We start from the raw sequence: 14,342 nt of genomic DNA on the forward strand, positions 1-14,342 counted from the left end.
GTGGGGATCGAGCGCGAGGGCGCGGCATCCAGTTTATCGAAGCGATCCCGCCTCTCCCGGCCCGCCGTCGCGGGCGTGCTCGCGCTCGCGCATCCAATTCTGCAGATACGGCATCGCGACGTTCTCGGCGTGGGCGGCCAGGGTGGCGCGGGCGGCGTCCGCGAGGGAGCCGGGGGCCGGCGCCGCGGGGTCGGCGACGTGCGCGATCGGATACGGGAAGCGGTTGCGGAACATGTCCATCCACAGCAGCACGAGGTCGTCCTCGTGTGCGAGCGTCGCGTGGCTGAACGAGCCGCGCTCGTGCCGCTCGATCTCCCACCCCTGCCGCGTGGGCCGCGCGGCGTAGTCGGGATCCCCGCCCCAGGACCACCCGCCCCGACCGCGGACGGGCACGCCGTAGCCGAAGCCGTTCAGCGCCGAAGCGAGTGCCTCGGGCGTCCACGGGGCAGGGAAGAAAGTCGACAGGCTGACCCGCAGCGCCAGCGGCGACAGGTGCGTCGGCGCCTCGCGCGAGGTCCGCGGGAGCTCCGCTTCGAGCGCGGCGGCCAGCGCGATCGTCGCGGCCGTCGGCTCGCCCCGGTCGAGCAGCAGCAGGAACGTCTGAAGGGCACGGAGGTAGGCGCGGTGCTCCGCGGCATCCGCGAAGGGCGGGATCGGGATGCCGTCGAGGGGCGCCCGCCCCCAGGGCACGTCGTCGCGGTCGGTCTCCGAGAGACCCGAGCGTGCGCTGCTCATCGCGTGATCCGCTCGCGGTGCACGGTGAACTCCTCGAGCGCCGCCGCGTCGATCTCGACGCCGAGGCCGGGTCCCGTCGGAACCCGCACGTGTCCGTCCTCGATCACCGCGGGCTCCGTGACGATGTCGCGGGTGTAGAAGCGGGCGGATGCCGAGATGTCGCCGGGCAGGGTGAACCCCGGCAGGGCCGCGAGGGCGGCGTTGGCCGCGCGCCCGATCCCCGTCTCGAGCATGCCCCCGCACCACACCGGGATCCCCGCGGCGAGCGCGCGATCGTGGATCGCGACGGCCTCGAGGTAGCCGCCGACCCGACCGGCTTTGATGTTGATGATCGCCGCGGAGCCGAGGGCGAGGGCGTCGGCGGCGGCCTTGTCCGAGACGATCGACTCGTCGAGGCACACCGGCGTGCGCAGGCGCTTCGCGAGGGTGGCGTGGTGGACGAGGTCGTCTTCCTGCAGGGGCTGCTCGATGAGCAGCAGGTCGAAGGCGTCGAGCCCCGCCAGCGTGTCCGCGTCGGCGAGGGTGTAGGCCGAGTTGGCATCCACCTGGAGAGGGATGCCGCCGAACGCCTCGCGCACCGCCGCGGTGTCGTCGATGTCGCGACCGGGTTTGATCTTGATCTTGATGCGCACGTAGCCCTCGTCGAGGTAGCCGCCGACCGCGTCGACGAGCGCTCCCGGGTCGCGCTGGATGCCCACCGAGACCCCCGAGGGCACCCGGTCGCGTTCGGCGCCGAGGTACGGCGCGAAGCTCCGCCCCTGGGCGCGGAGCGCGGCGTCGACCAGCGCGAGCTCGAGGCCCGCCTTGGCCATGCGGTGCCCGACGACGGGGCTCAGGATGCCGGCGACCTCCTCGGGTGCGAACGAGCGGTGCGCGAGCAGCGCCGGGGCGAGGAAACGCGACAGGACGTCCCACGCCCCCTGCGTGTACTCGCTGGAGTACGACGGTTCGGACTGCGTGACCACCTCGCCCCATCCGCGGCCGTCCGCCGTCTCCGCGGTGACGATGATGACCTCGCGCACCGTCTCGGTGCCGAAGGAGGTGGTGAACGGCGACACGAGCGGCATGTGCAGCACGCGGAGTTCCACGGCGTCGAGGGTCACGGGTGCGGCGGGATGCGGGAGCGACATGGGGGCAGGGTATCGGGCGACCGGTCCCCGACCGTAACGCCCGTGCCCGAGCCTGGCAAGGCCGACTCCTGCACGGCTCCGCGCGCGTACGGTCGGGCCCATGAGCGACGACTTCACCCCCCGCCACGCGATCGTCACCGGCTCCGACTCGGGCATCGGCGCGGCCACCGCCCTCGCCCTCGCCGACGCCGGGATGGACGTCGCGGTCACGTACCACTCCGACCAGGACGGCGCCGAAGAGACCGCCGCGGCCGTCCGCGAGCGCGGCGTGCGCGCGATCGTCGCGCAGTTCGACGCGACCGACTTCGACGCGGTCCCGGATGCCGTGAACGCCATGGCCGACGAGCTCGGCGGCCTCGACGTGTTCGTCAACAACGCCGGCGGCGGGATCGGCGGCTCGTTCCTCGACCTCGACTTCGACACGTGGCGCACCGACATCTCGCTGAACCTCGACGGTGCCTTCCTCGCCCTGCACACCGCGGCGAAGCGGATGGTGACCTCCGGCAACGGCGGCCGCCTCATCGTGGTGTCGAGCGTGCACGAGCACCAGCCCCGCGTCGGCTCCGCCCCCTACGTCGCCGCGAAGCACGGTGTCGGCGGCCTCATCAAGACGATGGCCCTCGAGCTCGGTCAGTACGGCATCACGGCCAACGCCGTCGCTCCGGGAGAGATCGCCACCCCGATCAACGACATGTCGGCCGAGGATGCCGATCGCGTCCACCGCCCCGGCATCCCCCTCGGCCGCCCCGGCAAGCCCGAGGAGATCGCCGACGTGATCCGGTTCCTCGCCTCCCCGTCGGGCTCGTACGTGACGGGTGCGAGCTGGGTCGTCGACGGCGGGATGCTGCACATGGGCCCGCAGGCGGGCTCGCACATGGAGTCCGACGCCTGGCGCTCGGCCGGCGAGGAGTGAGCACAACACCATGAGCGACGAGAAGAGCTTCGAAGAGAACCGTCACGACCAGCTCACGAGCGCGCCGAAGGCCACCGAGGCGGACGCCGCGCCGCGCTTCGACGTGAGCGAGCACGACGGCGTCACGCGCATCGACGTGCGCGACGACGCCGCGGTGCGGCCGGGTCCCGGCCCGGGCGACCCCGCCGCCGAGAAGGACCAGCCGATCACCGAGCAGTGAGCCGCCGCGTCGCCGGGCGATCGGTCCTCGACCGGCCCGGCGACGCGGTCATTCCACGATCAGGTATCCGCGCCGGTCGAATCCGCCGATCCGGCGACCGGATGCCACGTGCCCGCGCAGCTCGTCGCGCACCCGCCGGCGCCACACGGCGGCGGACGCCGGGTCGCTGCGGCGCAGACCCGCGATGTCGTCGGGCACGGGGACGACCGCCGCGATCTCGGCATCCGTCGGGGTGGGCGCGGGCGGCTCGGCGAGCGCCCACGACACCAGGAGCCGATCGGACTCGTCGCCGCGGTTGACCTCGTCATCCATCTCGCCGTACTGGTTCACCAGGTAGTCGGTGACGCGTGTTCCGAGCACCGCGAGGTTGAAGTGGGCGTTGCGCGGGATGAGCGGGTCGAACGTCCACGTGATGTGCCCGACGCCGCGCTCGAGCGCCCAGTCGCGCTGGTGGGTCTTGAGCTGTCGCCCGAGGCCTCGCCCTTGGTAGCCGTCGACGATCCCGGTGATGTGCGAGTGCATCGTGCGCGCGGCGGGCGGCCCGAAGAACGCCGCCGACGCGCCGATCATGGCGTCGCCGTCGTACAGCCCGACGACGTAATCACCGGCGTGTTCCAGTGCTCGCAGGATGTTCGCCGGCATCGTCCCCCGGTCGCCCCACACGCGGTCCAGCACGCGGGAGGCCTCGTGCACGGCGTCGACGGTGTCGAGCGGGCGGATGTCGATGGAGCTCATGCCTCGATCCTCGCACCGCGGTGCGGGGGGGCTCGTGTCCCCCGTACGGCCGACCCCGGCCGTCGGCGTCAGCCGTACGCCGCGTCAGCGCGGGAGCACCCCGCCGACGTGGCGGATGGTGCGGCCGCGTTCCACCACGATCGCGATGCCCCCGATGAGCCACAGCGGCACCTGCGTGAGGAAGGCCACGCGGAACGCGTCGAGCGAGTAGCTCTCGGGGCTGCCCGCGCCCTGCACGTCCATCGCGATGCCGATGAAGAGGATGGCCAGGAGGGCGGCGAGGAAGCCGCCGCCGTTGACGATGCCCGTCGCGGTGCTGAGGCGATGACTGGGTGTGAAGGTGCGCGCGTGGTCGAACGCGATCATCGACGCCGGTCCCCCGGTCGACAGGGCGAACATCAGCACGATCAGCAGCCACACGGGCGCGGGACCCGGCCACGCGATGACGACGATCCAGGCGACCGCCTGGAACACGACCGTGGGCAGCACGAGCCAGCGCGACCGGCGGGTGGGATGCCGGCTCGACAGCGCCCCGATCACGGGGCCGCTGAGGATGCTGAAGAGCACGAGCGAGGTCATCACGAGCGACGCCGTCGCCGGCTCGAGGCCCTCGCCCGCCGTGAGGAAGGGGAAGCCCCACAGCAGCATGAACGCCGTCCCCGCGAAGGGGGTGGCGAAGTGCGACCAGAAGCCGAGCCGCGTACCGGGGTGCGCCCAGGACTCGCGGAATCCCCGCCGCAGATCGGGCGCGGATCGAACGACGCGGATGGCCCCGGTCTGGGTGTCGACCGAGGTGTCCACGGGATCGGCGCGACGTTCGGGCGGGCGGTTGCGGATGATCAGGAAGGTCAGCACCCCGAACAGCACGCCGAGCCCGGCGAGGCTGCCGAAGGCGACCGTCCAGCTCGTCGCGTGCAGGAGCGCGGCGAGCGGCAGCACCGCGACGATCTGGCCGAGCTGTCCGATGATGCCGGTCAGCTGCACCATCACGGGCGCCCGCTGCGCGGGGAACCATGTCGCGATCACGCGCAGGACGCTGGGGAAGACGGCGGCGTCGCCCGCCCCGATGAGCACGCGGGCCAGGATGCCGATCCCCACGGCATCCGCGAAGGCCATCACGAGCTGGCCCACCGCCATCAGCACCATGCCGATCGCGATCATCGGGCGCGCGCCGAAGCGGTCGAGGAGCAGCCCGACCGGAATCTGCATCGCGCCGTAGACGAAGAGCTGGATGACGGCGAACATCGACAGCGCCGACGCGTCGGCGCCGAAGCGCACGGCGGCATCCACTCCCACCGCCGACAGCGAGGTGCGGTTGACGATCGAGACCACGTAGGCGAGCACGCCGACGGCCCACAGCGTCCAGGTGCGCCAGCCCGGCCGGTCGAGGCGGAGGGTGCTGGTCACGTCTTCCAGGCTAGACCCGCCCGTCGACACGGGCGGCGGGGTGGCGCTGGCCCGCGTGGCCTACCCGGGCAGGTCGGCGTCGAAGACGGCGGCCATCTCCGCCCGGACACGCTCGAGGTGGTCGACGAGGGAGGTGTTCGTGTCGTCGTCCGCCCACTGCTCGAGCGCCGTCTGCAGCAGCTCGACGGCGACCCCGGCGACGATCCGCGCGCGGCGTGCCTCGACACCCCGCGCGTGGAACCCCGCGGTCAGGACCTCGCGGAGGTCGGCCTGCTTCTGCAGGTCCCTCTCGCGGAGCGCGGGCTCGGCCGCGATGATGCGCCGGGCGGCGGCGATCTCGGCGCGGCGCGGCTCGAACCGCTCGCCGGCGAGGGTCTGAAAACCCGTCCAGGCGACGCCGAAGGGCGACAGGTGGACGGGTGCGGCGGAGAGCATCGCGGCGGCGAGGCGGGGGATCTCGTCGCCGGAGAAGAACACCTCGCGTTTGTCGCCGAAGTGTCGGAAGAAGGTGCGCCGCGTCACCCCGGCGCGCTCGACGATGTCCGGCACCGTCGTGGCCTCGAACCCGCGCTCGCCGAAGAGCTCGAAAGCGGCCGCGCGCAGCCGCTCCCGCGTGTCGGGGGCCCATCTCGCCATGCGGCGATCCTACGTGATGACACTCCGTGTCATGCCGAATTATAGTGAAGGCACTCCGTGCCATCACGATGAAGGGCCGCTCATGACCATGCACGCCGCCGCGACGCTCGCCGCACCCCGCGCCCCGCTGACCGTCACCGAGGTCGAGACGCCGGCTCCAGCCGCCGACGAGGTCCTGGTGCGCGTTCGCGCCGCCGCGATCAACCCCGTCGACTGGGTCATCCAGGGCACCGGTCGCATCACCTACCGATGGCTGCGGACGCCCGCGGTCCTCGGCTCCGACATCGCGGGCGAGGTCATCGCCGTCGGCGCCGACGTCACGCGCTTCCGCGTCGGCCAACGCGTCTTCGGCCTCGCCACGGGCACCGATCGCGGGCGTGACCCCCTGCGCGAGGGAGCGTTCCAGCACTCCTCCATCCTGCTCGAGCGCCTCACCGCTCCGACGCCCGAGTCCCTCACCGACGCGGAGGCCGCCGTGTTCCCCCTCGGCCTCTCCACGGCCGCCTGCGCGCTCTTCCAACCGCAGCACCTGGGACTCCGGATGCCGGGGACCCCGGCATCCGCCGCCGCCCCGGAGGTCGTCGTGGTCTGGGGCGGCTCGACGAGCGTGGGGATGAACGCGATCCAACTCGCGCGCGCCGCGGGCTACACCGTGGTGAGCACGGCGTCCGCCAAGAACGCGGAGGTGGTCAGCGCCCTCGGCGCCGAGGCCGTCGTCGACCACGGATCGCCGTCGGCGGTGGCCGACATGGTCGCGGCCGTCGGCGGACGTCCCGTCGCGGGCGCCGTCGCTCTCGGGGCCGGCTCGACGGACGCCTGCCTCGACGTGCTGTCGCGTACGGGGGGAACCCGCCTGGCGATGGCGAGCACACCGGTGTCGCTCGACTCCCTCGCCGGGGGCCGCCACCTGTTCCCCGCGATGCTGCCCGTCTTCACCCGCATCGGTCTCGCCACGGTGCGCTCGAGTCTGCGCGCCCGCCGCCTCGGCATCCATGCCGGGTTCGTCTGGGGCAGCAGCCTGCGGGACGACGAGATGGGCCCACGACTGTGGAGGGAGACGGTGCCCCGGATGCTGGCCGACGGCTCGCTGCGCCCCGCGCCGTCACCCCTGGTCGTCGGCGACGGTCTCGAGGCCGTCCAGGGCGCCCTCGATCGGCAGCGCGCCGGCGTCTCGGCGCAGAAGGTGGTCGTGCGCCTGTGAGCGCGACGGAGCAGCGCCTCGTCACACGCCGACCATGGTCAGCCGGCGCCGCCCGCGCACGGCAGAATGGTCCGATGGTCTCCGCGAGCCCCCACCTGCAGCCCGATCACGCGTGCCTCATCATGCACGGCAGCGACACCCCCGGCATCATCGCCGCGGTCTCGGCCCTCATCGCGCGTCAGGGCGGCAACATCGTCGCCTTCGACCAGTACTCCGACGACCCGCGCGGGGGCGCGTACTTCCAGCGCGTGGTCTTCCACCGCCCGAACCTGACCGTCGCGCTGCCCGAGATCGAGGCCGACATCGCCACCACCCTCGGCGAGGGCTTCGAGCTGGAGTGGACCCTCACCGACCTGTCCACGCCGAAGCGCATGGCCATCCTCGCCTCGAAGCAGGACCACTGCCTGCTCGACCTGCTCTGGCGTCACCGTCGCGGAGACCTGCCCGTGAGCATCCCGATGGTCGTGTCGAACCACACCACGGCCGCAGAAGACGTGCGCTCGTTCGGCGTGCCCTTCTTCCACGTCCCGTCGACGCCCGGGCCCGACAAGTCGGCATCCGAGGCGCGCATCCTCGAGCTGCTGGTCGGCAACGTCGACTTCGTCGTGCTCGCGCGCTACATGCAGATCCTCTCGCCCGACTTCCTCGAGAAGATCGGTGTGCCCGTCATCAACATCCACCACTCGTTCCTGCCGGCCTTCATCGGCGCCGAGCCGTACAAGAAGGCGAAGCAGCGCGGCGTCAAGCTCATCGGCGCGACCTCGCACTACGTCACGAGCGACCTCGACGAGGGCCCGATCATCGAGCAGGACACCGTGCGCGTCACGCACGCGGACTCCGCCGCGGAACTCGCGCGCCGGGGCGCCGACGTCGAGCGACAGGTGCTCTCGCGCGCCGTGCTGTGGCACGCGGAAGACCGCGTCATCCGGCACGGGAACCACACGATCGTCTTCTAGATCGCGGATGCCGAGCGCGAGGCCACCGCGCCCCGCTCGGCACCCGTCCGCACGGCGCGCCCGCGGCTCGACGCCCCGCCGCGATGGGAGCGGCCCCCGGCCACGGCAAGACGGCATCCCGCTGACATCCCGGTTGCAGGGTGCACCGGCTCCGTCAGCCGGATGCCGTCTCGGTGGATGACAGATCAGCGGCCGGCCCCGACCTCGTCGAACGCCGTCAGTCGGGATCGCTCGCGCGGCTGAGCGGGCCCGAACCACCGCGCGGGGGCTGCTTGCGCTGACGCGCGAACTCGCCGCCCTGCCGTCCGCCGTACGGGCGACCGTGGTCGGCGAACTCGGCGCGGAAGTACGCCAGCCGCCAGTCGCCCAGCTCGATGCGCGCGCCGGTGCGCAGGATGCGCCCCCCGCCGTCGCGCCCGGGGCCCTGGTCGCGCGCCCCGCCTCCGCCGACGACGTCGAAGCCGTACAGCACGTACTCGTCATCGCCCTCGTGGCGGATCTCGGCGTGCACCGGAGCGAGCCCGGGCAGACGCAGGTCGGCCTCGTCGCCCGATCCGATGACGGTCTTGGTGGGCAGCAGGTCGAATTCGCGCGGCCGCGAGCCGTCCCACGACGAGTCACCCACCGCGAAGATGAGCCGCGGTCGCCCCGACCCCGGGGTGTAGTGGGTGGTGGTGACGCGGCGGCGCACGGTGCGGTTGACGGTGGGCACCAGCGGAAGCGGCGTCTCGGGGGGAACCGGGAACGTCAACGTCCGGTCCCCGTTGCGGCGGACGAGCAACGGCGCCACGGCCGCCACCGAGCCGAGCCGGATGTGCTTCGACCCGGTGATCACCCGCTGCAGCGCGCCGCTCTTGATGTCACCGAGCTGCAGGATGGGCCCGTCCGGCCCTTCGAGCTTCACGGAGATCCCCCGGGATGCCAGGGCGTCGGCGACCGTGGACAGCTCGGTGAGCGTCCGCCGGCCGTTTCCCGGCAGGCGCGAGGGGTCGTTCACGACGATGCGCACCTCGGTGCCGGAGGCCGTGACGGTCCCCTCGAACGGCGGGGAGTCGGCATCCCCCCTCTCCTGCTCGGAGAAGGCGAGGTCGATGTCGAGGCGCACCATGACGGCGCCGCCTCTCAGTTGCCGCGGTACGGGTCGGACCCGGCCGCGGTGTCGTCGCTCGTGGTGACGCGGAGGGTGCCGTTGAGCTTCCACGTCGCGCGGGGAGCGTCGGGGCCGATGTCACGCGGCACCTCGACGGTCATGTCGACGAAGGAGTAGTTCACGGCGGCGCCGCGGCCGGTGAGGTACGACCACATCTCGCGGCCGAGGTCGGTCCAATCGGTGATCGAGTGGCCCTCGGGGCCGGACGAGTCGGCGAACGGGTCGGTGGTGGCAGGAGTCTCGGACATGGCTTCGGTCCTTCCTTTCGTTTCGAGGCCACCAGCGTCCCAGCGGCTCGGACCGGTTGGGGAGGGATTGCGCGGACGCCGCGGTTGGGGCACCATTCCCCCGACCCCCAAAGACTCATTTGACGGTCGAGGCCGGCCGCGGCACGATGGCGGGATGTCGCGCCTCGAGGAACTCCGCGCCACCGCCCATCCGCTGCGGCTGCGCCTGCTGTCGCTGCTCACCGGAGCGGCGATGAGTGCGGCCGAAGCAGGGCGCGAACTAGGCGTGTCGCAAGCGTCGGCGAGCTACCATCTGCGCGTGCTGGAGCGGGCGCGCCTCGTCCGCGTGGTCGAGGTCGTGCGGCTGCGCGGCGGCGAGGCGAAGCGCTACCGCCACGAGTCGTCGTCACGGCGGTACGACCCCGATACGCCTCACGGCGAACGCTCCCCCGAGGGCGAGACGGAGTACCTCGAAGCGATCGTCGAGGAGCTGCGCCGCCGCGCCGCGCTGCGCGCGGACGGCCCCGCGATATCGACCGACGCCGAGCTGTGGGTGGACCCCGCCGTCTGGCGCCGGATCGTGCAGCACGTGGGCGAGGCGTCCGCGCTGCTGCACGCCGCCGCCCGTCCGCCGCGCACGCCGGGCACGCGTCCGGTGTCGATGACCGCGGCGTTGTTCCCCGTGCGCGTCCCGACACCGCGCCCGGCGGCCGGTCACGGGAATCCCCGGTGAGCGGCCCCCTCGCCCTCGCGCCGTTCCGATGGCTGCTCGCCGCGCGCACCACGGCGATCGTGGGCAACGCCGTCGCGCCGCTCGCCCTGGCCTTCGCGGTGCTCGACCTCACCGGGTCGGCGGCGGATCTGGGGCTGGTGGTCGCCGCCCGCTCGATCGCCAACGTCGGGATGCTGCTGTTCGGCGGAGTGATCGCCGACCGTCTCCCCCGCAGCGCCGTTCTCGTGGGGTCGTCCGTCGCCGCTGCGCTGACCCAGGGGGCGATCGCCGCACTCGTGCTCACCGGGACCGCCGGCATCCCGCTGCTCGTCATCCTGAGCGTCGTCAACGGTGCCGTGGCCGCCGTGAGCCTCCCGGCCGCGGCGGCGCTCGTGCCCGACACGGTGCCCGCCCCGCTCCTGCGACCGGCCAACGCGCTGCTGCGGCTCGGGCTGAACGGCGGCAGCATCGTGGGCGCGTCGGTCGGCGCCGTGGTCGTCGCCGCCGTCGGACCGGGGTGGGGTCTCGCGATGGATGCGGCCGCCTTCGCCGTCGCCGCGATGCTCTTCTCACGCCTGCGACTGCCGTCGCCGCCGGATGCCGCGCCCGGCGAGCGCGCCTCGGTCTGGAGCGACCTCCGCGAGGGCTGGCGCGAGTTCGCGGCGCGTCGATGGGTCTGGATCGTCGTGCTGCAGTTCGCCGTGCTGAACGCCGCCTTCGTCGGTGCGACCACGGTGCTCGGACCGCTCGTGGCCGACGAGAGCTTCGGGCGCGGCGCGTGGGGCCTGATCGTCGCCGCGCAGACGGCGGGGCTCGCGCTCGGTGCGGTCGTGGCGCTGCGCTGGCGGCCGCGACGCGCGCTCGGCATCGGCGTCGCGGCGATGGCCCTCGCGGCCCTGCCGGCCGCGGCCCTCGGGGCGGCGCCGGTCGTGCCAGTGCTCATCGCGGCCTTCGCGATCGGCGGGATCGCGATCGAGCTCTTCGCGATCGCGTGGGATCAGTCGCTGCAGACGCACATCCCCCGCGCGGCGCTGTCGCGCGTGTACTCCTACGACATGGTCGGATCGTTCGTCGCGGTCCCGGTCGGCGAGATCGTCGTCGGCCCCCTCGCCGAGCGGGTGGGGGCGGCCCCGGTGCTGCTGGGCTGCGCGGCGATCATCGTCGTGGCGACCTCGGCTGCGACGTGCTCGCGGAGCGTGTGGAGCATCCGCGCCGCCTGAGGCTCAGTACACGTACTCCATGAGCTCCACGCCCAGCACGCGGAAGGCGTCGTGGGCGCGCAGCCGGTGTGCGATCGACAGATCGTCGAAGTTCACGATCAGGGCGTACGAGACGCCCGCGCGCGGTCCGCCGAGCACCCCCGCCTCGGCGCGCACCCCGGGCGCGCGGCCGGTCTTGTTGACGAACAGCAGCCCGTGCTGATCGTTCTCGTGGGCGAAGGGATCGAGGCCGGTGGCGGATGCCACGAGCGAGAGATCGTGGTTGAGACTCAACCACTCCGCCACCTGGGCGCTGACCCCGGGCGAGACGATCGTCGAGTTCACCAGTCCCGCGAAGACCTGCGCCATCTCGCGGGCGGTCGACAGGGCCACGTGCGGAGCGTCGTCGGGACCCCGGTCGTCGCGGAACCGGTCGAGCAGCGCGGTGCGGCGAAGGCCCAGCTGCTCCAGACGCGCGCGGACCGATTGCAGGCCCACCCGGTGCAGCAGGGCGTTCGCGGCGAGGGCGTCGCCCGTCGATGCCGCCAGCATCGCGAGATCGGTCAGGGGCAGTGCCGGAGCCTTGAGGTGCTGCCACGTACCGCCGTTGACGGCGCCGGCGACCGCCGCGCGATCGACGATCTCGAGGGCGTCCAGGCGACCCGACTCGAACGACGCGGCCGTCTCGACGAGCAGAGGCACGACGCCGAGGCCGCCGACCGGCAGAGTGACGAAGTCGTCGCCCGAGAGCACGGCCGTTCCGCCGTCGAGATCGTCGATGCGCACCGACACCTTCGCCCCCGAGGCGGCGAGCTCGTCGAGCGCGCGCAGCGTCGCGGTGAAGGAGCGGCGGCCGGCCGCCGCCCGCCGGGGCAGTCGCTTCGGACCCTTGCGCCCCGCGCCGCGGAGGGCCGGGGCGTCGCGTCGCGACGACTCCACCGGCCCTCCGGCGGGCTCGGGCAGGGCGGGCTCGGGAAGCGGGGGCATGCCCACGAGCGTGGCTCCTTCCGGGTCAGCAGGACAACAAACGCCGTCTCACCAGATGGTGACGCGCTGGTCGGCGTCCAGCCAGAGAGCGTCGCCCTCGGTGACCTCGAACGCCTCGTAGAACGCGTCGATGTTACGCACGATCTGGTTGCAGCGGAACTCGTTCGGCGAGTGCGGGTCGATCGTGAGAAGGCGGATGGTCTCGGCATCCCGACCCTTCTGCTGCCAGATCTGCGCCCAGCTCAGCAGCAGACGCTGGATGCCGGTGAACCCGTCGACGACGGGACCCTCGCCCTCCGCCTCACCCTGCTCCTCGAGGAACAGACGGTACGCGGCGATCGCGATGCCGAGCCCGCCCAGGTCGCCGATGTTCTCGCCGATGGTGAGGGCGCCGTTGACGTGGTGCTCCTCGCTCAGTCCCTGCGGCACGAGCGCCTCGTACTGGGCGATGAGGGCCTTCGTCCGCTCCTCGAACGCCGCGCGGTCGGCATCCGTCCACCAGTCCCGCAGCGATCCGTCGCCGTCGAAGCGGCTGCCCTGGTCGTCGAAGCCGTGACCGATCTCATGACCGATGACCGCGCCGATGCCGCCGTAGTTCGCCGCCGCATCGCGCTCGGCGTCGAAGAACGGGTACTGCAGGATCGCCGCGGGGAACACGATCTCGTTCATGAGCGGGTTGTAGTACGCGTTGACCGTCTGCGGGGTCATGTACCACTCGTCGCGGTCGATCGGCTGGCCCACCTTGGCGAGCTGACGGTCGTGCTCCCACACGTGGGCGCGCCGCACGTTGCCGACCAGGTCGTCGGCGTCGATCTCGAGGTCGGAGTAGTCCTTCCAGCGAACCGGGTAGCCGATCTTGGGCGTGAAGGCGTCGAGCTTGGCCAGCGCCCGCTCGCGCGTCTCCTCGGTCATCCACTCGAGCGTGCGGATCGATCGGCGGTACGCCTCGATGAGGTGGGCGACGAGGCCGTCCATCGCCTCCTTCGCGGCGGGCGGGAAGTGCCGCTCGACGTAGACCTTGCCGATCGCCTCGCCCAGCGCCGCCTCGACGAGGCTCACGCCGCGCTTCCAGCGTTCGCGGTTCACGGGCACGCCCGTGAGCTGCGTGCCGTAGAACGCGAAGTTCTCGGCCACGAACTCGTCGGACAGGAACGCCGCCGCCGCGTGCACGATCTTGAAGCGCAGCCACGCCTTCCAGTCGTCGAGACGCTCGGCCACGAGCAGACCGCCGAGCGATTCGATGAAGCTCGGCTGGTACACGACGACCTCGGCGAGCGCGTCCTCGTGACCCGGGGCGACCCCCGCACGCCACGGCTCGAGGTCGACTCCGGCGAGGGCGAGCGTGTCGTCCCACGTCTTGAGGTTGTACGTCTTGACCGCGTCGCGGCTGTCTTCGCGCGACCAGTGATGCGCGGCCAGGTCGGCCTCGAGCGCGAACACGCGATCGGCGGATGCCGCGGCCTCGGCGACCCCGGCGAGCTCGAGCACGCGGGCGATGTGCGCCCGGTAGGCGGTGCGGGTCTCGTCGAAGTTGTCGAGCCGGTAATAGCTCTCGTCCGGCAGCGAGATGCCGCCCTGGTAGACCACCGGCACGTAGCGGGTGGGGTCGCCCGGATCGGGCTCGACGAACAGCGTCAGCAGGCCGCTGATGCCGTCGCGCTCGAGTTCGCCGATGAGCCGGAGCAGGGAGGGGATGTCGGTGACGGTGTCGACGGCCGCGAGCTGCGGGGCCAGCGGCTCGCCGCCGAGCGTGGTGATGCGCTCGGTGTCCATGAAGCTCGCGAAGAGGTCGCCGATCTTGCGGGCTTCGCTGCCCGGCTCGGCTTCCTGCGACTCCTGGACGATGGTGCGCACGTCCGCCTCGGCCTGCTCGGCGATGAGGTGGAACGAGCCCCAACGGGCCTTGTCGTCGGGGATCTCGGTGCGCTCCAGCCAGCGGCCGTTCACGTAGCGGAACAGGTCGTCCTGCGGGCGGATCTCGTCGCTGAGCTCGTCGAGCGCGAGACCGGAGCGGGGGGTGTCGGTCATGGAGACAGGATAAGTGCCCCGCATCCGTGCGGGCTCGGAATGCGGGGCGCGCCACGCGTGGACGCGGAACGCAAGCCGTCGCCGTTCCGCGCATCGACCCGAGCGC

At 72.4% G+C, this 14,342-nt stretch carries 15 protein-coding genes; 6 read left to right on the forward strand and 9 right to left on the reverse strand.

Annotation, left to right across the window (positions count from 1 at the left end; all coding sequences use genetic code 11):
- Positions 1 to 33: 33 nt before the first annotated feature.
- Positions 34 to 735, reverse strand: a complete 702-nt coding sequence (locus AB0N80_RS01345; protein WP_363577104.1) for a hypothetical protein — start codon at positions 733 to 735, stop codon at positions 34 to 36.
- The gene (gene menC, locus AB0N80_RS01350) at positions 732 to 1,865 is read right to left on the reverse strand and encodes an o-succinylbenzoate synthase (protein ID WP_363577106.1); all 1,134 of its coding nucleotides are present in this window, start codon (positions 1,863 to 1,865) and stop codon (positions 732 to 734) included. The genes AB0N80_RS01345 and menC overlap by 4 nt, the downstream gene beginning before the upstream one ends.
- 100 nt (positions 1,866 to 1,965) lie before the next feature.
- Between menC and AB0N80_RS01355 the strand changes: the two genes are divergently transcribed.
- Positions 1,966 to 2,778, forward strand: coding sequence for an SDR family oxidoreductase (locus AB0N80_RS01355; RefSeq protein WP_315994306.1), 813 nt, complete (start codon positions 1,966 to 1,968; stop codon positions 2,776 to 2,778).
- A 10-nt stretch (positions 2,779 to 2,788) separates the two neighbouring features.
- Positions 2,789 to 2,998, forward strand: a complete 210-nt coding sequence (locus AB0N80_RS01360; protein WP_315994305.1) for a multidrug transporter — start codon at positions 2,789 to 2,791, stop codon at positions 2,996 to 2,998.
- Positions 2,999 to 3,046: 48 nt separating this feature from the next.
- On the opposite strand, the gene AB0N80_RS01365 is transcribed toward AB0N80_RS01360, so the two are convergent.
- From AB0N80_RS01365 to AB0N80_RS01375, 3 genes are all read right to left on the reverse strand, one after another.
- A complete protein-coding gene (locus AB0N80_RS01365) occupies positions 3,047 to 3,733 on the reverse strand; it encodes a GNAT family N-acetyltransferase (RefSeq protein ID WP_363577109.1) in 687 nt (228 codons plus the stop codon).
- Between the two features lie 84 nt (positions 3,734 to 3,817).
- Positions 3,818 to 5,140, reverse strand: coding sequence for an MFS transporter (locus tag AB0N80_RS01370; protein WP_315994303.1), 1,323 nt, complete (start codon positions 5,138 to 5,140; stop codon positions 3,818 to 3,820).
- 60 nt (positions 5,141 to 5,200) lie between these two features.
- On the reverse strand, positions 5,201 to 5,776 hold the full coding sequence (locus AB0N80_RS01375; RefSeq protein WP_363577111.1) for a helix-turn-helix domain-containing protein: 576 nt from the start codon (positions 5,774 to 5,776) through the stop codon (positions 5,201 to 5,203).
- Positions 5,777 to 5,858: 82 nt separating this feature from the next.
- Between AB0N80_RS01375 and AB0N80_RS01380 the strand changes: the two genes are divergently transcribed.
- Positions 5,859 to 6,977, forward strand: coding sequence for a zinc-binding alcohol dehydrogenase family protein (locus AB0N80_RS01380; RefSeq protein WP_363388786.1), 1,119 nt, complete (start codon positions 5,859 to 5,861; stop codon positions 6,975 to 6,977).
- A 74-nt stretch (positions 6,978 to 7,051) separates the two neighbouring features.
- Positions 7,052 to 7,933, forward strand: a complete 882-nt coding sequence (gene purU / locus AB0N80_RS01385; protein ID WP_315994300.1) for a formyltetrahydrofolate deformylase — start codon at positions 7,052 to 7,054, stop codon at positions 7,931 to 7,933.
- Positions 7,934 to 8,150: 217 nt separating this feature from the next.
- On the opposite strand, the gene AB0N80_RS01390 is transcribed toward purU, so the two are convergent.
- Positions 8,151 to 9,041 carry an FHA domain-containing protein gene (locus tag AB0N80_RS01390; RefSeq protein WP_363577113.1) on the reverse strand — a complete coding sequence of 297 codons (891 nt, stop codon included), beginning with the start codon at positions 9,039 to 9,041 and terminating at the stop codon, positions 8,151 to 8,153.
- 14 nt (positions 9,042 to 9,055) lie between these two features.
- Positions 9,056 to 9,331 carry a hypothetical protein gene (locus AB0N80_RS01395; RefSeq protein ID WP_315994298.1) on the reverse strand — a complete coding sequence of 92 codons (276 nt, stop codon included), beginning with the start codon at positions 9,329 to 9,331 and terminating at the stop codon, positions 9,056 to 9,058.
- Positions 9,332 to 9,485: 154 nt separating this feature from the next.
- On the opposite strand from AB0N80_RS01395, the gene AB0N80_RS01400 reads away from it, so the two are divergent.
- Entirely contained in the window at positions 9,486 to 10,043 is a 558-nt protein-coding gene (locus tag AB0N80_RS01400; RefSeq protein WP_315994297.1) for a helix-turn-helix domain-containing protein, read from the forward strand.
- A complete protein-coding gene (locus AB0N80_RS01405; protein ID WP_363577116.1) occupies positions 10,040 to 11,242 on the forward strand; it encodes an MFS transporter in 1,203 nt (400 codons plus the stop codon). Before AB0N80_RS01400 ends, AB0N80_RS01405 begins: the two co-directional genes overlap by 4 nt.
- A gap of 3 nt (positions 11,243 to 11,245) precedes the next feature.
- Here the strand turns inward: AB0N80_RS01405 and AB0N80_RS01410 are convergent, their stop codons facing one another.
- Together AB0N80_RS01410 and AB0N80_RS01415 are read right to left on the reverse strand one after the other, a co-directional pair.
- Positions 11,246 to 12,214 carry a serine hydrolase gene (locus tag AB0N80_RS01410; RefSeq protein WP_363388777.1) on the reverse strand — a complete coding sequence of 323 codons (969 nt, stop codon included), beginning with the start codon at positions 12,212 to 12,214 and terminating at the stop codon, positions 11,246 to 11,248.
- A gap of 42 nt (positions 12,215 to 12,256) precedes the next feature.
- Positions 12,257 to 14,236, reverse strand: a complete 1,980-nt coding sequence (locus AB0N80_RS01415; protein ID WP_315994294.1) for a M13-type metalloendopeptidase — start codon at positions 14,234 to 14,236, stop codon at positions 12,257 to 12,259.
- Positions 14,237 to 14,342 lie beyond the last annotated feature (106 nt).

The organism is Microbacterium sp. NPDC089188 (genome assembly GCF_040685155.1).
GTDB classification, from domain to species: Bacteria; Actinomycetota; Actinomycetes; order Actinomycetales; family Microbacteriaceae; genus Microbacterium; species Microbacterium galbum.